The following is a 17,459-nucleotide window of genomic DNA, read 5'->3' on the forward strand; positions in this document are numbered from 1 at the left end:
GGTTCCTTGTGGCTACGCCTTGGCGGAGTCGGAGATCAAACGCGGGCAACGTCGAACTGCGCCTTGCTGCCCTTGCCGTACACCTTGAGCGCGCCTTTCTCGCCCACGGCGTTGGGCCGGTTGAAGATCCAGTTCTGCCACGCGGAAAGCCGGCCGAAGATGCGCGTTTCCATGGTCTCCGGCCCGTTGAAGCGCAGATTCGCCTCCAGACCCGTGAGCGCGTCGGGCGACATGACCGCGCGCTCTTCCAGCGCGAGGCGAATTTCGTCGGGCCAGTCGATGTCGTCGGGCGAGGCCGTCACGAGGCCCAGGCGCTCCGCCTCGACCGGCTTGACCGCTTCGCCTATCTTCTCGCGCACGGCATCGAGTGATTCGGTTTCCTCATAGAAACGCCGCGCGAGACGCGATTGATGCGTGACCATCGGGTAGAGGCCGAAATTCGCTTCCGAGAGCGTGACGGCCGGTTCTTCGTCTTCGTTCGCAGCCAGCGCGGCCATGTACGTGCGGTCCGCGGCGAACGCGAGTTCAGCGAAAGTGCCGGCGAAGCACGAGCCCGGCTCGATCAGCGCGAACAGCGAACGCGAAGAGACATCGATGCGGGCGAGCGTGCGGCGCAGCATGCCGATGGTCTCGCGCACGAACCAGTGGTCGCGGTGCGCGAGCAGCGCGGCGTCGGCGGCGAGCACGGTGCGCGCGTCGCCCGCGGTCTTGAGAATCCACGTGCCGACGTCGAGCTCGTTGGTGCGCATGGAGAGGATGGCGTCGTCCAGCTCGCGCGCGAACTGCAGCGGCCACCACGATGCACCGGCGGCGACGATTGATTCGATATCCGAAACAGGTTCCACGGCAGGTGCTTTCGCCGTGAAGGTCGCGGTGCGCTTCGCGCGGTCGATCGTGACATCGACAGTGGCATAGCTCAGGCCGCCGTCGTGTTCCACGCGTTCTATGCGCGGGAGCGCGATGCCCTTCGCGTGCGCGGGACGATCGCTCGCGGCGGCCAGTTCGAGCGCGCGCGCCTGCACGGCCTGGCCGAACTGATTCGGCTTCACGACTTCGTCCACGAGACGCCAGGCCTTCGCGCGCTCGCCGCGAATGCCCTCCACTACCGTGCAGAAGATATCGGCGCGGTCGTGGCGCACCTTGCGCTTGTCGGTAAGCCGCGTGAGGCCGCCCGTGCCAGGCAGCACGCCGAGCAGCGGCACTTCCGGCAGCGCAACCGACGACGACCGGTCGTCCACGAGCATGATCTCGTCGCAGGCGAGCGCGAGTTCATAGCCGCCGCCGGCACACGCGCCGTTCACCGCCGCAATGAACTTCAGGCCCGAATGGCGCGACGAATCTTCCATGCCGTTGCGCGTTTCGTTGGTGAACTTGCAGAAGTTGACCTTCCAGGCGTGAGTGGAGAGGCCGAGCATAAAGATGTTGGCGCCCGAGCAGAACACGCGGTCCTTCAGGCTGGTCAGCACGACCGTGCGCACTTCCGGATGCTCGAAGCGGATGCGCTGGAGTGCATCGTGCAGTTCGATATCGACGCCGAGGTCGTACGAGTTCAGCTTGAGCTTGTAGCCGTCGCGAATGCCGCCGTCCTCGGCGATATCCATGCCGAGCGTCGCTACGGCACCGTCGAACGAAAGCTTCCAGTGCCGGTATTGCGAGGGATCGGTGCGGTAATCGACCCGCTGCGGGGCGACGGCGGTTTCGGCTGCGGCCATGAGCGTCTCCTGTCTACACTTCGTTTCAATGAACGATAGTGCAATGGATTGCTCATGTAAAGCACATTAGTGCATTTTAATGCATGAAAGGGGTAAACCCGCGATGCCGCAGTTCACACCCGCCGCTCATTCGATGCGAGGCGCCTCCGCGGCCAGCCGGGCGGCGAGCCGGTCACGCAGTTGCAGGTAAGCGTCGGCGAGTGTCTTTTCGCTGGTGTCGAAGGTCATGTCGGCGCGGCCATACAGTTCACTGCGGCCAGCCAGGATGCGCTTGAGGTCGTCCATCGCCTCGCTGTTACCCGAGTTGCCCGACATGGGCCGCAGGTCGCCCTGCGCCACGACGCGGCGCATGTGCTCTTCGGGCGCGGCCTGCAGCCAGACCGTGAAGCAATGCGCGAGCAGCACGTTGAACGTGGCGGGCTCGGAAACGAGGCCGCCCGGCGAGGCGATCACGGCGCGTGGGTGTTCCGCGATCACGGCCTCCAGCGCCCGGTGCTCGTAGCGACGATAAGCGCTCGCGCCATACAGCGAATGGATTTCCGAAGGCGGACAGCCCGCCAGCTGCTCGATCACCCGCGTCAGTTCGACGAACGGCACCTTCAGCTCCTGCGCGAGCATGCGCCCGAGCGTGGATTTGCCCGCGCCGCGCAGCCCGATGAGCGCGATGCGCTCGTTGCGGTGCGGGTCGGCGCTCGTATGCGAGAACATCTCCGCGAGCGCCACGCGCGCGCGCTGCAAGGCGGCCGGATCGCGCCCCTGCAGCAACTCGCGGATCAGGAGCCATTCCGCAGACGAAGTCGTGACGTCGCCGATCACCTCGGCGAGCGGGCAGTTCAGCGTGGTCGCGATCTGCCGCAACACCAGCACGGAGGCATTCCCCACCCCGGACTCCAGATTCGCCAGATGCCGCTCGGAGAGCCCGGTTTCCGCCGCCAGCGTTTTGCGCGTCATGCCGCGCCGCGCGCGCAGCATGCGTACGCGCTCGCCCATGGCGGTCAGGAACGGATCGCGTTCGGTGCGCTCGCCGCGCGAGGCGTCGTCGGCGGCTTCCGCTGGCAGCTCCGCAATGTAAGTTTGCTTCATCTTAGGGAATCCCTGAAACCGTGTTTATGTACTATAGTGCTTGACATGCATTTTACTAACGGCTAATTTTCCGCGAAAAGGTTGATCGACGACAAATCCGATCGAATCAGACTGAGCGGAGACAACACCGTGCCAATCCCAGCAGCATCGCAGGAACACGCCACGGCCGTGCCGCCGCCCGCGCAATTCAACTTCGCCACGCATCTGTTCGCGCTCAACGCCGCGCGCGCCGCGAAGACGGCTTATATCGACGACACATTCACGCTGAGCTACGGCGAACTCGAAATGCAGGCCCGCCGCTTCGCGGCCGCCATGCGCACGCTGGGCGTCCACGCGGAAGAGCGCGTTCTGCTCGTGATGCTCGACACCGTCGAGTTGCCCATTGCGTTTCTCGGCGCGCTCTATGCGGGTATCGTGCCGGTGGTCGTCAACACGCTGCTCACGCCGGCCGACTATGTGTATATGCTCACGCACAGCCGCGCGCGCGTGGTGATCGCCTCGGGCGCGGTGCTGCCCGCCGTGAGCGCCGCGCTGGTTGAAGCACAATGTGAGGACTGCCAGTTAATCGTTTCGCAGCCTGCTTCTCCGCCCGCTTCACAGTCGCTTCCGCATGAACCCCAACACGTCCTCGCCGATTTGATCGCACGCGCCGAGCCCGCTCCGCGCGCCGCGCAAACGGGCTGTGACGACATCGCGTTCTGGCTCTACTCGTCGGGATCGACAGGCAAACCCAAAGGCACGGTGCATACGCACGCCAATCTCTACTGGACCGTCGAGACTTACGCCAAGCCCATTCTCGGCATACGCGAAAACGACATCGTGTTTTCGGCGGCCAAGCTGTTCTTCGCCTATGGCCTCGGCAACGGCCTTTCGTTTCCGCTCTCGGTCGGCGCGACAACGATCCTGATGGCCGAACGCCCGACCGCCAACGCCGTTTTCGCACGCCTCGTGCAACATCGGCCCACGGTGTTCTACGGCGTGCCCACGCTCTACGCGAGCATGATGGCCTCATCCAACCTCCCGGCGCGCGCCGACGTCGCGCTGCGCGTGTGCACGTCCGCGGGCGAAGCGCTGCCGCGCGAACTGGGCGAGCGCTTCAGGGAACATTTCGGCAGCGACATTCTCGACGGCCTCGGCTCCACGGAAATGCTGCACATCTTCCTCTCGAACCGGCCGGGCGCGGTCGAATACGGCACCACGGGCCACCCCGTGCCCGGCTACGAAATCGAACTGCGCGACGAGACCGGTGCGCTCGTGACCGACGGCGAGATCGGCGACCTCTTCATCCGCGGGCCGAGCGCGGCCGTGATGTATTGGTGCAATCGCGAGAAGTCGCGCGCGACTTTCCTCGGCGACTGGGTGAGGAGCGGCGACAAATACCGGCGCCTGCCGGGCGGCGCCTATGTATACGCGGGCCGCAGCGACGACATGCTCAAGGTGAGCGGCCAGTATGTCTCGCCTATCGAAGTGGAAATGGTGCTCATGCAGCACGACGCGGTGCTCGAGGCGGCCGTGATCGGCGTCGATCAGGGCGGGCTCGTGAAGACTTGCGCGTTCGTCGTACTCAAGCAGTCGGCAGTGGAAACCCCGCACGACGCGTTGGCCGAGCAATTGAAGGCGTTCGTGAAAACGCGGCTCGCGCCGCACAAGTATCCGCGCGACATTCTGTTCGTCGACGATCTGCCCAAGACGGCAACCGGTAAGATCCAGCGTTTCCGGCTGCGTCAGCAGTTTCAATCGTGACAGCGACACACACCATGAACGAAAGCGAATTCGCCGATCTGCCCGCCACGTCCACGCGCGATGCACTGCGCATCGAATATCGCTGGATCGGCGCGGCCGCCAGCGATGCGCCGCTCGCCGTGTTCCTGCACGAGGGTCTCGGCTCGATCGCGATGTGGAGAGAGTGGCCCGCCGCGCTTTGTGAACGCCTCGGCATGCGCGGGCTCGTTTATTCGCGCCCGGGTTACGGCCGTTCCACACCGCGCGCGCAAGGCGAGAAATGGCCGGTCGATTTCATGTCGGCGCAGGCGCGCGATGTCTTGCCCGCTCTGCTCGACGCGCTTGGCGTGAGCGCGACCGAACGCGCGCGCATGTGGCTGATCGGACATAGCGACGGCGCCTCCATCGCCCTGCTCTACGCCGCCGCTTTCCCCGCAGCCCTCGCGGGCGCAGTGGTGATTGCGCCGCACGTGTTCGTCGAAGACGTTTCGGCCGACAGCATCGGCGAGGCGAAGGTTGCGTACGAAACGACCCGCCTGCGCGAAAAGCTCGCACGCTATCACGAGGATGTCGATTCCGCATTCTACGGCTGGAACGATATCTGGCTCGATCCCGCTTTCCGGTGCTGGAACATCGTCGGCGAACTGGCGTCGATTCGCGCGCCGCTGCTCGCCGTGCAGGCGCTCGACGACCACTACGGCACCATGGCGCAAGTAGAAGCAATTGGCGCGGCCGTGCCGCACGCGCGCGTCCACGCACTCACGCAGGGCGGCCATTCTCCGCATCGCGACGCGCCGCAGCCGCTGGACGACGTCATCGAGCGGTTCGTTTCGTCACCATGCAAGCTCATGCCGTGAACGCATATCGGCGCCCCCGCAAGCCCTCCAGCACGCATCTATTGCCTCCACACAGGGGCGAATCGATGCACCGCGCATAACCTTCCGCCGCCAGCGCCGCTCCGAAGCCCATCGAAGGCCGAACTGAGGGCCAAACCCGCCTCATCGCTGCAATCCTTTGGTGATATTGTCTTTCTTTGCGTGGCGGAGACGGGGTCCGACCGCGCGAACCGAAAAGCAAAACGGGGCACCAAAAGCGAGACGCAAGAAGACCGGCCGGATCACGCGCGCCGGCAAGAACGATGAGCGATTCCATCCTGATGAACGTTTCGAGAACCTCGGTGCGACTGAGGCGAGCCTGGGCGTCGATGCGCCCGCGCTTCGTACGCGCCTTCGCGCCCGCGCTGCGCAACCTGCAATACGTCAAGCGCCGCATGCGCCCGCTCGCCGTGGTGGCGAGCGTGGGCTTCCCGCTTTACTACTACGTGTGGAAAGACCTCTTTCCTCAGCCGTATGAAAATCTCACGCTGCGCCTGATCGGCTCGTTGCTGTTCGTGCCGATCCTGGCCTTCGAGCGCTGGCCCGCCGCGCTGAAAAAACTGCTGCCGTGGTACTGGTACTTCTGCACGCTCTACGCACTGCCGTTCTTTTTCACGTTCATGCTGCTCAAGAACAACGGCAACGAAGTATGGGTGGAAAGCGCGCTGATCGCGGCGTTCGTGATGGTGCTGCTGCTCGACTGGCTCATGCTCGTGCTGCAGTTCCTCGTGGGCATCAGCCTAGCGGTGATCGCGTACTGCCTCACCACCTACCCCATCGTACTCGGGCCGAACTACCTCACGCATCTGGCGATCTTTTCGTTCGCGGTCGCGATCGGCGCGGTGGCCAATTACGATCAGGACCGCATTCAGATCGAACAGGAGCGCGCCATGCTGGCGACCGCGGGCAGCGTGGCGCACGAACTGCGCACGCCCCTCGTGGCGATACGCGTGGGCGCGGCGGGCCTCATGCGCTATTTGCCCGCGCTGCTCGATACCTATCAACTCGCCCAGCGCAGCCGCTTGCCCGTGCCCAAAATACGCGTGGCGCATCTGCATTCCCTGCAAGGCGTGGCAGGCCGCATCGAACAGGAAGCACTGCATTCGAACGCGATCATCGACATGCTGCTCGCCACGGCGCGCTTCACGGGCGGCAACATGCAAAACGCAACGATGTGTTCGATCGTACATTGCGTGGAAACCGCACTCGCGCGTTTTCCGTTTCGCGAAGGCGACCGGCGTCGGGTAATCTGCAATCTGCGCCCCGATTTCGAATTCCACGGATCTGAAATGCTGACCGTCCACGTGCTCTTCAATCTGCTCAAAAATGCCTTCCGGCATATGGGCAGCATCGAAGGCGCGCAGATTTCGATTCGTCTTGAATCAGGGCAAAGGGCCAATCGTTTGATTTTCAGCGATACGGGCACCGGTATTTCCCCGGAGGTATTGCCGCATATCTTCACGCGCTTTTATACTTCGACAACCGCCACCGATGACGTGACGCTCGGAGCAGGAATCGGGCTGGCATTCTGCCGCGATGTCATGCAAGCGATGGGTGGAGCAATCACCTGCTCTTCCGTAAAAGGCGAATACACCGAGTTCGTTTTGACATTCCCTGCGCCATGACGAAAACCATTCAGCCGTTCTCCTATCCGACCACCGTCGCCTTCGTCGACGACAGCGCCGCGTTCCTTTCGAACCTGAGCCTGCAACTCGACCCCGACCTGGCCTTCCGCCTGTTCAGTTCGCCCTCCGAGGCGCTGAAGTTCCTCAATGGCCGTACGCCACACGACCGCGCGGCGGAGCCTATCTTCAGCCCCTATCTGGACCGCACTGAAGAAAACGACGCGCACCAGGTCATCGCCATGCGCGTCGATGCGATACGTAGTCTCGTACATAACGCTTCGCGCTTCGAGTCGGTTTCGGTCGTGGTGGTCGATTACGACATGCCCGAACTCAACGGCATGGAGTTTTGCCGCCGCATTACCGACCCGTCGATCAGGAAAATCGTGCTGACCGGCAAAGCCGATGAGCACGTGGCCGTTAAGAGCTTCAACGAAGGGCTGATCGACCGCTTCATCCGCAAGCACGAAGTCGACGCGGTGGAAACGCTGAACCAGGCGATCGGCGATATGCAGCGCGCGTATTTCGACCGCTGCTGCAGCACGGTGCTCGACGCGCTCGCGGTTTCCGAATATGCATTCCTCAAGGATCATGCGCTCGCCGCGCACGTGAAGGGCATTGCCGATTCACTAGGCATCGTCGAGCACTATCTCTCGTATCAACCGCACGGACTCCTGATGTTCGACGGTGTCGGCACCGCGTACCTGCTCGTCATTCATACCGACGAATCGCTGCGCGGCGTGCGCGAGATCGCCGTCGAACAAGGTGCGCCCACAGGCTTCCTCGCCGAACTCGACAGCCGTCGCAGCCTGCCTTATTTCTGGCGCACGGAAGGCTATTACCCGTCGCAGTGCATGGAATGGCAGCCGTATATGCACCCCGCATCCGAGTTTCACGGCGACCGCCGCTATCTCTACGCCGTGGTGAAGAGGCCGGCGGGGCTCGCGCTCGACAACGTACTGCCCTACGACCGGCATCTCGACCAGCTGGACCGCGAGATCCAGGCGGCGTGGGACTCGCCCTGATAGTCGGGCGCACCCCACGCTACCGCTGTCTCGCTCCACGCTGCCTCAATCGCGCACGGCTCAGGCCGCCACGGCCACCATCGGCATGTTCACCACGGCCTGCGGCACACGCACGCGAGCACGGCCCGCGTTGCGTTCGTTGCGGCGCGTGGACGGCCAGTTCCACATCTGCACCTCGTCGCGAATCTCCGCGCATACTTCCACGAGGCGCTCCAGTTCCTCCTCGCACAGCGCCGCATTGAGCGAGAGCCGCACGAGTGAGCGGTTTTGCGCCGTGGCGGGCGCACAGAACACCGAACCAAAAATGCCGCGCGCTTCGAGCGCGTCGCGCAGGATGATAGTTTGCGGCTCCGGCCCGGCTTCGAGAGCAATGATCTGCGTTTCGCTGCCGTTCAGGTTGTAGCCGAGCTCGGCCAGCCGTGAGCGCACGTAACGCGCGTTGGCCGCGACGCGCGCGCGCCGCCAGTCTTCGCGTTCGATCACGTCGAGCGTCGCCGCGAGACCCGCCGTTTCATGCGGCAGCAGCGTCGAGCTGAAAATGGCAGGCAGCGCTTCGCACTTGAAATACTCCTGGAAGCGCCGCGAACAGCTGATGATGCCCGCGCGCCCGGCAAACGCCTTAGCGAGACTCGCGGTGCGAAAATGCACGCGGTCGATGAGTCCGAGCTCGGCCACCATGCCCGCACCGTGCGGGCCGTGGGTGCCGAGCGAATGCGACTCGTCGACGACCAGCACGCAGTCGTGCTCGGCGCACACCTCGGCGATCGCCGCGAGCGGCGCCACGCTGCCGTTCGTGCTGTACACCGAATCGACGATCACGATCCCGGCCCCGTAGCGCTGAATACGCTGCTCGAGGTGATCCACATCGTTGTGGAAGAAACTAATCGCGCGCGCACCGGCGCTGCGGATACCTTCCCACAACGACATATGCGCCATCATGTCGACGTACACCGGCGTCTGCGCATTGGCGATCGACTGGATCAGCCCCGTATTCGCGGCAAAACCCGACTGGCACAGCACGCTCGCTTCGGCCCCCATGTATGACGCGAAGCGGTCTTCGAGCGCAAGTTGCGGGCAGTCGTCGCCATGCAGGAACACACCCGACATCAGGAGTCCGTTGCCCTCCGAGCGGATGCTCATGCACATTGCATCGAGAATCTCGGGGTGGCGCGCAATCGAAAGGTAGTCATTACTCGAAAGGTGCAAGGCATCAGTATCGGCAACACGGCCCTTCATGATGTGCCCCCCGGCCCAGCTTTCCTGCACGCGCTCGGTGTAGTAGCGATCGACACGTGCCGCGAGGAATGCGGGCAATGCCGCGTCGTTGTTATGTGCGTTACGCCAGTTGCTGCCAACTTTCATCTCAGGCTCCTTGTGGTTAAAGGCCGGCCCCGGAAGCGACTTGTCTGGTCATGAAGGATTCCGAAAGGCCGGCCCGTAATGTGCCCGCAGCGAAACGACACGCGCGATGAGGCCTGACGTGCGCGTTCCGGCAGCGGACTTTTGAATGTGGGTGATGCAATGACTGGCGAGCGCGTGAGTCGCGGCGCGCGGCGGGAGTGGTCACGGCCGGCGGCGCCAGAGCGCGCTTGAGAGAAAACCAATGCGGGCGCGGGGCGCCGGGAGCAGGCGCCTTCATATCCGCACGAATCCCGCTTCGCGTGATCGCCACTGGTTACAAGGGAAGAAACGCCCGCCCAAAAATTTTTTGAGGCGCGCCACGCAGGTCATCTGGACCATGCACGTCATGCAGCGAAAGCGCCTTCACGCTGCACGCAACGTCAGTCGCGCCATTGATAATTATCGTTTAAAAACAGCGCTGTTAAGCCCCTCGCAGTGCGCAACTATGCGTAGCGCATGGAGTTTCGACAAGGATTGGCCGTCGCGCCGCGAAAGGGCGCGAGCGTTGATTCAGCACGCATAGATTGCACGAACGAGACCGACGGAATCGTCAGATGGCCACGACGCGATCGCGCCCGGCGTGAGTTGGCGACGTAGAGCGCCGCGTCGGCGCGCGCCATCAACGTGGCGAGCGAGACTTGAAGTGATCGCTATCGACAATCGCGAGCGCGGCCGCTGGCCCTTCTCGCGCGCGGCTTCGAGCGACGCATTCGCCTGGGCGAGAGATGGCCGCATGAAATGCGGAGACCACAACCACGCGCGCGCCGAGACTCGGCGTGACCCAATACCACCACACAATACCCATTGCGAGCGCAACGGTTCCCGCGTAGGCAAGCGGCACGCGGCTTGAGCCCGAAGAACTGGCGGCAGCCTTCGAGCGGGCGTACCACAGCGAGCGCCAGCAAGGTGATCGAAACGAACACGGTCTGGATGGGCAAGCCGACCCGCTGCAGGCCCGCGAGCAGGAGCGCCACGCTCGGCATCAAATAGCGCCGATCCCGAAGCGCGGCTGTGACCCCGCGTCGCCCGACAAAACCCTGCGTCCTCCCGACTCTATCTGGACTGCGGATCGTAACTTTCTCGCGGCAAGCAGGGAAAACCCGCCGCGCCCTCACGGCGCTTGACGAAGGCCCCAAAGCACCGCGACCATGCCTGAGACGCCACGACGTAACAGGAGCCATGTCATGACCCAGCATGCGTTATACGTCGAGCTGCACGCGCAGCCCGGCAAGGAAGAGGAACTGGCGGCATTTCTCGCGAGCGCGAAGCCGCTGGTCGATGCAGAGCCCGGCACGCCGGCCTGGTTCGGCGTGCGCTTCGACACCGCGACGTTTGCGATCTTCGACGCATTCGACGACGAAGCCGGCCGCAACGCGCATCTGAACGGCCAGGTGGCCGCGGCATTGATGGCGCGCGCAGGCGAACTGCTGGCCGCGCCGCCGCAGATCCGCCGCGCCGACGTGCTTGCCGACAAGCTTCCCGCCTGAACAGCCGCCCGATTTGCCGAGAGGACGTGCGCGCGGCCACGTCCCTTCCTTGCCCTTGATGGGGCACGCACAGAAAAAAGGCGCCGGGAACGGCAAGTGCGAAAGGCGTCGCGATCTTCGAAGGAGGAGCCGATGAAGCCTGCTTCCGCTTGTGAGGCAACACGAGCTGACACCCCAGACGAGGCGCGGTCGAGCGCAGAGGCGCTGAGCGATCGCGTGCTGCACGCTCTCGAACGCGTCACCTGGCCCGCGCACCCCGCCACGCTAATCGAAAACGCCGAGCGCAGCGGCGCGCCCCGCGACGTGATCGACGCCCTGCGCCGCTTGCCCGACGAGGCGTTCGGCAGCTTTCCCGAAGTCTCGGCGCTCATCGTCGCGGCGCAACTGGCCGCGCGCGGCCCGAACGCCCAAGGGGGCGCGGCGAAACAAGGATGACGAGCGAAACGTCAACGATGCCGAGCGCGGATCGCGATTGCGCGACGCGGGAACAAAAATTGCGCGCTGCGCAACGGCCGCCGGATACCCTCGGCCCGCCGCGACGCGATCGCGAAGAACAAAGGTCTCGCCGCCATGATTGGCGGGACCGCTCACGCAAGAGACGTATGGCTACCGTATTACTAGTCGACGACGACACAAACGCGCTCGATGCGCTCAAGGAACTGGTCGGGCAGGAAGGTTATCGGGTCAGAACTGCCGCAGACGGTTCGGATGCCCTGCAAAGCGCGCTCGACGACCCTCCCGATGTCGTCATCTCCGACTGCATGATGCCCCGCATGGACGGGCTCTCCCTCATGCGAGAAATGAAGCGCAGTGGCAAGCTCGCGGGCGTGCCCCTGGTGCTCGTCTCCGCGCTCGTCACCCTGCCCCCCGACGCCGACGTCGTGGGTTTCCTGCGCAAGCCCTTCGCCGTTTCACAACTGCTCGACATCCTCCACCGGATTGCCACCCCCTGACATGCCGGTCGATGGCCGCGCTCGGGGCGCAGGGCATGCCCGATGCTACGGAATCGGCGTGGCCGGTCCATTTCGGGCCGGCATGCGATCGAATCCCAAGGCGCATCGCGTCGTCAGGCGATGCGCATGTCCAAGGAGGTCGAAATGAGCGAATACGCAGGCCGCTCGCATGACGAGCGTGTGGCGCAACGCAAGCGCGAGAAGAAGGGCGCCACGCAGCCGCCGGGCGGCGATATGGCGGTGCACGGCACCGAGCCCGACGCCACCCACAGCAGCGGCGAACTCTCCGAGCAAGGCAAGGAAGTGTGGCGCAAAGGCGCGGGCCTGGACGGCGGCGGCAAGAGCGATTGAAGCTTCCTTCAAGCGACCACGACTGCCGGGGCGCATGGTTGCGCCCTCAACTTCCGCAATCTTCTGGATAACCGGCGCGCGCCGCGCGGGAGACCTCCGGTGCGCGTGTTTCATCATCAACGAGGAGAACATCATGGCCTACTCGCAGACCCCAATCGGTTCAGCGCCGCGCAGCGGCGACGGTGCACATATCGTCGGCCGCGACCCGTCGACCACGCGTGGCCCCGGCCCCGACGTAATGGCCGCCAGTACGCTGGAAGGCGACCGCGTGTTGAGTTCGGACGGCGACGAAGTCGGCAAAGTCAAGGAGATCATGCTCGACGTGGAAAGCGGCCGCATTGCCTACATGGTGATGTCGAGCGGCGGCTTTCTCGGCATCGGCGACAAGCTGCTCGCGGTGCCGTGGAATGCCCTCACGCTCGACGCGGCACGCAAATGCTTCGTCCTCGCGCTCAGCTCCGAACACGTGAAGAACGCACCGGGCTTCGACAAAGACGAGTGGCCTTCGATGGCCGATCGCACCTGGGCCAGCTCCGTGCACCAGTACTACGGCCGGGAGCCGTACTGGAGCGACGACGCGGCGAGCCTGCCGCTGGACGAGCCGGGGCGCGAGCCACCGGAGGCCGGCGGTGTGAAGCTCTGACGAGAGCGTACGCGCATCCACTACCGTTCTTCGGGCGCCCGTGGCGGCGCCAACGTGTCATGCTAATGGTCGCGAGCACAACGACAACAACGCGAACACACCATGACTTCGATGGACCGCCGTGACTTCCTTCGCGCCGCCGCCGCGGGCGCGACGCTCAGCCTGGCTTCCTCCGCCATCCAGCGGGCGCTGGCCATTCCTGCCAACAACGCAACCGGAACGATCGAAGACGTGCAGCATATCGTCGTCTTCATGCAGGAAAACCGCGCGTTCGACCACTACTTCGGCACGCTGCCCGGCGTGCGCGGCTTCTCGGACCGCATCACGGTTCCCTTGCCCGACGGCGCCAGCGTGTGGCAACAGAGCGATGGCACACGCACGCTGCTGCCGTTCTACCTCGACAGCCGCAAGGGCAACGCGTTGCTCGCGGGCGGCGCGCACAACTGGGCCGATGCCCACGAGGCCTGGGACCATGGCCGCATGACGCATTGGCCCAAGTTCAAAGGCGACGCATCAGTGGGCTATTTTCAGGCCTCCGATCTGCCATTTCATTTCGCGCTCGCCAACGCCTTCACGATCTGCGATGCCTACTATTGCTCGCTGCATGGCGGCACCAATTCGAACCGGCTCTTTCTATTCACCGGCACGAACGGCCCCACGGCCTCGCGCTATGCCGTGGTCGACAACAATGGCTGGGACAACATCGGCGCGCCATCCACAGGCCTGAAATGGACGACCTATCCGGAACGCCTGCAGGCCGCCGGCGTGACGTGGAAGGTGTACGAAAACCAGCCCGATAACTACACCGATAATCCGCTCGTCGGGTTCGCGAGCTATCGCAGCGTGCTCGAGGCGATCGAAGGCTCACCCACCGTGCCGTGGACCCAGGCGCTCGACGCACGCGAGCCGCTCTATAAGGGCGTCGGCAATACGATGCCCGATGGCGGCTTCCTGCAGGCGCTCAACGACGACATCGCGGCGAACCAGTTGCCCCAGGTGAGCTGGATCATCGCGCCGCAAGCGTATTCCGAACACCCCGCCGTTTCGACGCCGGGCCAGGGCGCATATTACCTGCAGAAGCTGCTCGACGCGCTGACTCGCAACCCGGACATCTGGAGCAAGACCGTGCTCTTCGTCAACTTCGACGAGAACGATTGCTTCTTCGATCACATGCCGCCGCCTTGCCCGCCCTCGCCCATCAAGGGCGGCGAGTACGCAGGCAAATCCACGGCCAGCACGCGCCACGAATACTTCACCATGCCGAACCCGCCCGGCGACGGCAAGCCGATCGCGCCAGACGGCTTGCCGTTCGGGCCCGGGCCGCGCGTGCCCATGATCGTCGTCTCGCCGTGGAGCACGGGCGGCTATGTGAACTCCGAAGTCTTCGATCACACGTCGGTGCTGCGCTTCATCGAAACGCGCTTCGGCGTGCACGAGCCGAATATCAGCCCCTGGCGGCGCGCGGTATTCGGCGATCTCACCTCGGCATTCAACTTCACCACACCGAATGAAAAACCCGTGCAGGCGTTTTCCGCACCCACGAAAGCCGAGGCCGACGCGCTGAACAAGCAGCAGAACGCGCTCAAGCCCGTACCCGTGCCGCAGCCCGACACGCAGACCATGCCGCAGCAGGCACGCAAGGCGCGGCCCTCGCGCGCTTTGCCGTATCGCCTCAACGTGGATGCGAGCGTCGACGGGCATCATCACAAGGTTCAACTAGAGTTCGGCAACGAAGGGAAAGCCGGCGCCGTCTTTCACGTGTACGACACGCTTCATCTCGACAGGTCGCCGCGCCGCTATACCGTCGAAGCAGGCAAGGCACTGCGCGACACGTGGACGCCCAGCGCCGCTGACGACGGCGCATATCGCCTGTGGGCGCTTGGCCCGAACGGTTTTCATCGCGCCTTCGAGGGCAATGTGCGGGCGGCGGCGCGTGGGCCCAATCCCGAAGTGCGCGTGCGCTACGACGCCGCGAGCAATGCACTGGAGCTGAGCATCGTCAATCGCGCGAGCGCGGCCTCGAACGTGAGCGTGGCGGCCAATGCCTACCGCAGCGACGGCCCATGGACCTATGCGTTGCGCGCCGGCGAACAGGTGCAGTCGGACTGGGCGCTCGGGGATTCGGGCGGCTGGTACGACTTCACGCTGAGCGCGGAGAACGGTGTGATCCGGCGCTTTGCGGGCCGGGTAGAAACCGGCAGGGACAGCGTGAGCGATCCGGCGATGGGTGCGTGAGGCGCCTGAGAACGCATCCGGAGCGCCCGCGCAGTACACTGCCCGTTCCATTCACGATGGCCGCGCGCGACGTTGCGTCAATGAACGTTCGACACGCATTCAACGCGCGTTGGAAAGCGTGGCCAGCCTTCCCCCTCAAGGAGCCCGCATGAAAATCGATCTGACTGGAAAACTCGCGCTCGTCACCGGCTCGGCTGCGGGCATCGGCCTTGCCGCGGCAAAGGGCCTCACGCTCGCGGGCGCCGACGTGATCGTCAGCAGCCGTCACGCCGAAAACGTGCGCGAAGCCGAGGCGGCGCTGCGTACCGCTGCGCCCGGCGCGCAGGTGCAGGGCTTCGTCGGCGATCTTTCCAGTGCGCAGGGATGTGACGCGCTCGTGAAGGCGCATCCGCAAGTGGACATCCTCGTGAACAATCTGGGCGTGTTTCAGCAGCAGGACTTCTTCGAGATTCCCGATGCGGAGTGGCTGCGCTTCTTCGAAACGAACGTGATGTCGGGCGTGCGTCTCTCGCGCGCCTACGCGGATGCAATGGTCAAGCGCGGGTGGGGGCGCATCGTGTTCATCTCTTCGGAATCGGGATTGAACATTCCCGCCGACATGATCCACTACGGCATGACGAAAACCGCGCAACTCTCGCTCGCACGCGGCCTGGCCAAGCGCCTGGCGGGTACGGGCGTCACGGTCAATTCGGTGCTGCCGGGCCCCACGCTTTCCGACGGCGTGACGCACATGCTCAAGGACGAAGTGGCTGCTTCGGGCAAAACCGTCGAGGAGGTCGCCGCGCAGTTCGTGCAGACGCATCGGGCCTCTTCCATCATCCGGCGTGCGGCGAGCGTGGAGGAAGTGGCAAACATGATCGTCTACGCATGCTCGAAAGAGGCTTCCGCAACCACTGGCGCGGCCTTGCGCGTGGACGGCGGCGTGGTGGATACCATCGCGTGATGCCTCAGGCGGCAAGCGAGGCTATTTAATTCGTTATACGAAGCGTTATAACGCAGCGTCGAATACGAAAGAATCGCAGCCCGCGTACGCGGGCTGCGATTCGACTGCCACCAGCGTGGCTCGCTATTAGCCCCTTCTCACGACGCCAAGCACCAACGTGACGAGGAAAATCACGAGGAAGATGAAGAACAGGATTTTGGCGATCGATGCCGCACCCGCCGCAATGCCGCCAAAACCGAACACGGCCGCAATGATCGCGATGATGAAGAAAATGACAGCGTATTGAAGCATGACGTCCTCCTGCATCCGGTGCAACCCGGCTCAAGGGTGGTCGCCGCGCCCCGGCGCCGCGTGCGGTCGCCCGATGCCCGGCATCTGGTTAAGCAGGACGGTTCTACGCGCCCGCCCCTGCAGGATCACTGGAGCAAGCGCGGTGCCCGGGATCGGGCAGGTGTTCGAGGGGAATGATGTGACGGAATCGCGTCGGAAGACTGTTGGCAAACACGCGCGCACCGGACAAGCGCGCTTCGTGAAGCGTTACGCCACTTGCGGATGCCAGCCGGCGCGCTGGAACGCCGTGGCGAAGAAGAGCACCTGGTAGCGGATCGAGTTCGACCAATAGGACCACGTATGGCCGCCTGGACGTTCCGCGTAGTCGTGAGGCACGCCTAATTCGACGAGCTTTTCATGCAGCGTGCGGTTCGACTGTACGAAGAAGTCGCTCACGCCGCAGTCGATAGTGAGCGCGATACGGGCGTGTGCGAAGTCCTGCGCGCTGTCTACGATCGCATTGTTGTTCCAGAATGATGCGTGCCGTGCGGGGTCGCCGAATACGTGATCGATGCCGGGCTCGTCTTCGCAGTTGCGCGGATCGACGGCGCCGCTAATGCTGCCGGCCGCACCGAACGTCTCCTGCCGGTCCAGCGCAATGCGCAGCGCGCCGAATCCACCCATGCTCAAACCCGTGATCGCCCGCGCCTCGCGCGTGGCGATCGTGCGGAAATGTGTGTCGATATACGACACGACCTCGCTGCCCACATACGTTTCATAACGACTGCTCCGATCGAACGGGCTGTCGATATACCAGCTCTCGTGACCGCCGTCCGGCATCACGAGCACCACGTGATAGCGGTCGGCGAGCTTGCCGATACGGGTGTTCGAGGTCCAGTCGGCATAACTGCCGCCCGAGCCGTGCAGCACGTAGATCACCGGAAAGCGCGCGGCGTGGTTGCCGCGCCCATAGTCGTCGGGCAAGACGACGGTCGCGTCGAACGAGCGCTGCATCGTGGCGCTGGGAATCGAGACGACACGCGTCTGGTAGGCCCAGACGGGTGCACTGAGAAGCAGCGCCAGAACGAACCAGCATGCGCGGACAATAGTCATGAGAAGTCGCTCTTGTGTTGACTG

Annotated in this window: 16 protein-coding genes; 11 read left to right on the top strand and 5 right to left on the bottom strand. The window is 64.2% G+C overall.

Annotation, left to right across the window (positions count from 1 at the left end):
- Positions 1-35: 35 nt before the first annotated feature.
- The gene (gene boxC / locus M3I53_RS13765; RefSeq protein ID WP_254316474.1) at positions 36-1,712 is read right to left on the bottom strand and encodes a 2,3-epoxybenzoyl-CoA dihydrolase; all 1,677 of its coding nucleotides are present in this window, start codon (positions 1,710-1,712) and stop codon (positions 36-38) included.
- Positions 1,713-1,838: 126 nt separating this feature from the next.
- Positions 1,839-2,795 (bottom strand): helix-turn-helix transcriptional regulator, encoded by a 957-nt coding sequence (locus M3I53_RS13770; RefSeq protein WP_069266083.1) that lies wholly within the window; start codon positions 2,793-2,795, stop codon positions 1,839-1,841.
- Between the two features lie 129 nt (positions 2,796-2,924).
- On the opposite strand from M3I53_RS13770, the gene M3I53_RS13775 reads away from it, so the two are divergent.
- From M3I53_RS13775 to M3I53_RS13790, 4 genes are all read left to right on the top strand, one after another.
- Entirely contained in the window at positions 2,925-4,538 is a 1,614-nt protein-coding gene (locus M3I53_RS13775) for a benzoate-CoA ligase family protein (RefSeq protein WP_254316475.1), read from the top strand.
- Between the two features lie 14 nt (positions 4,539-4,552).
- Positions 4,553-5,374 (top strand): alpha/beta fold hydrolase, encoded by an 822-nt coding sequence (locus tag M3I53_RS13780; protein ID WP_254316476.1) that lies wholly within the window; start codon positions 4,553-4,555, stop codon positions 5,372-5,374.
- A 281-nt stretch (positions 5,375-5,655) separates the two neighbouring features.
- The gene (locus tag M3I53_RS13785; protein WP_254316477.1) at positions 5,656-7,017 is read left to right on the top strand and encodes a sensor histidine kinase KdpD; all 1,362 of its coding nucleotides are present in this window, start codon (positions 5,656-5,658) and stop codon (positions 7,015-7,017) included.
- Entirely contained in the window at positions 7,014-8,039 is a 1,026-nt protein-coding gene (locus M3I53_RS13790; RefSeq protein ID WP_254316478.1) for a response regulator, read from the top strand. Before M3I53_RS13785 ends, M3I53_RS13790 begins: the two co-directional genes overlap by 4 nt.
- A 60-nt stretch (positions 8,040-8,099) precedes the next feature.
- Here the strand turns inward: M3I53_RS13790 and cqsA are convergent, their stop codons facing one another.
- Positions 8,100-9,401 carry an alpha-hydroxyketone-type quorum-sensing autoinducer synthase gene (gene cqsA / locus M3I53_RS13795; RefSeq protein ID WP_254316479.1) on the bottom strand — a complete coding sequence of 434 codons (1,302 nt, stop codon included), beginning with the start codon at positions 9,399-9,401 and terminating at the stop codon, positions 8,100-8,102.
- 1,223 nt (positions 9,402-10,624) lie between these two features.
- Here cqsA and M3I53_RS13800 point away from each other — a divergent pair.
- The 7 genes from M3I53_RS13800 to M3I53_RS13830 all read left to right on the top strand — a co-directional run bounded on the left by M3I53_RS13800 (position 10,625) and on the right by M3I53_RS13830 (position 16,052).
- Positions 10,625-10,927: a putative quinol monooxygenase gene (locus tag M3I53_RS13800; protein WP_254316480.1), complete on the top strand. Its 303-nt coding sequence runs from the start codon at positions 10,625-10,627 to the stop codon at positions 10,925-10,927.
- Positions 10,928-11,059: 132 nt separating this feature from the next.
- On the top strand, positions 11,060-11,362 hold the full coding sequence (locus M3I53_RS13805; RefSeq protein WP_254316481.1) for a DUF2795 domain-containing protein: 303 nt from the start codon (positions 11,060-11,062) through the stop codon (positions 11,360-11,362).
- Between the two features lie 167 nt (positions 11,363-11,529).
- Positions 11,530-11,880 carry a response regulator gene (locus M3I53_RS13810; protein WP_254316482.1) on the top strand — a complete coding sequence of 117 codons (351 nt, stop codon included), beginning with the start codon at positions 11,530-11,532 and terminating at the stop codon, positions 11,878-11,880.
- Positions 11,881-12,024: 144 nt separating this feature from the next.
- Complete coding sequence (locus M3I53_RS13815) at positions 12,025-12,231, top strand: hypothetical protein (protein ID WP_254316483.1); 207 nt, start codon at positions 12,025-12,027, stop codon at positions 12,229-12,231.
- Positions 12,232-12,364: 133 nt separating this feature from the next.
- A complete protein-coding gene (locus M3I53_RS13820) occupies positions 12,365-12,874 on the top strand; it encodes a PRC-barrel domain-containing protein (RefSeq protein WP_254316484.1) in 510 nt (169 codons plus the stop codon).
- A 102-nt stretch (positions 12,875-12,976) separates the two neighbouring features.
- Positions 12,977-15,109 carry a phosphocholine-specific phospholipase C gene (locus M3I53_RS13825; RefSeq protein WP_254316485.1) on the top strand — a complete coding sequence of 711 codons (2,133 nt, stop codon included), beginning with the start codon at positions 12,977-12,979 and terminating at the stop codon, positions 15,107-15,109.
- Between the two features lie 148 nt (positions 15,110-15,257).
- Positions 15,258-16,052: an SDR family NAD(P)-dependent oxidoreductase gene (locus M3I53_RS13830; protein ID WP_254316486.1), complete on the top strand. Its 795-nt coding sequence runs from the start codon at positions 15,258-15,260 to the stop codon at positions 16,050-16,052.
- A 126-nt stretch (positions 16,053-16,178) separates the two neighbouring features.
- Here the strand turns inward: M3I53_RS13830 and M3I53_RS13835 are convergent, their stop codons facing one another.
- Together M3I53_RS13835 and M3I53_RS13840 are read right to left on the bottom strand one after the other, a co-directional pair.
- Positions 16,179-16,343, bottom strand: coding sequence for a DUF1328 family protein (locus M3I53_RS13835; protein ID WP_028210724.1), 165 nt, complete (start codon positions 16,341-16,343; stop codon positions 16,179-16,181).
- Between the two features lie 246 nt (positions 16,344-16,589).
- On the bottom strand, positions 16,590-17,435 hold the full coding sequence (locus M3I53_RS13840) for an alpha/beta hydrolase family protein (RefSeq protein ID WP_254316487.1): 846 nt from the start codon (positions 17,433-17,435) through the stop codon (positions 16,590-16,592).
- Positions 17,436-17,459 lie beyond the last annotated feature (24 nt).

Source organism: Paraburkholderia sp. CNPSo 3272 (genome assembly GCF_024206495.1).
In the GTDB taxonomy this organism is placed as follows: Bacteria; Pseudomonadota; Gammaproteobacteria; order Burkholderiales; family Burkholderiaceae; genus Paraburkholderia.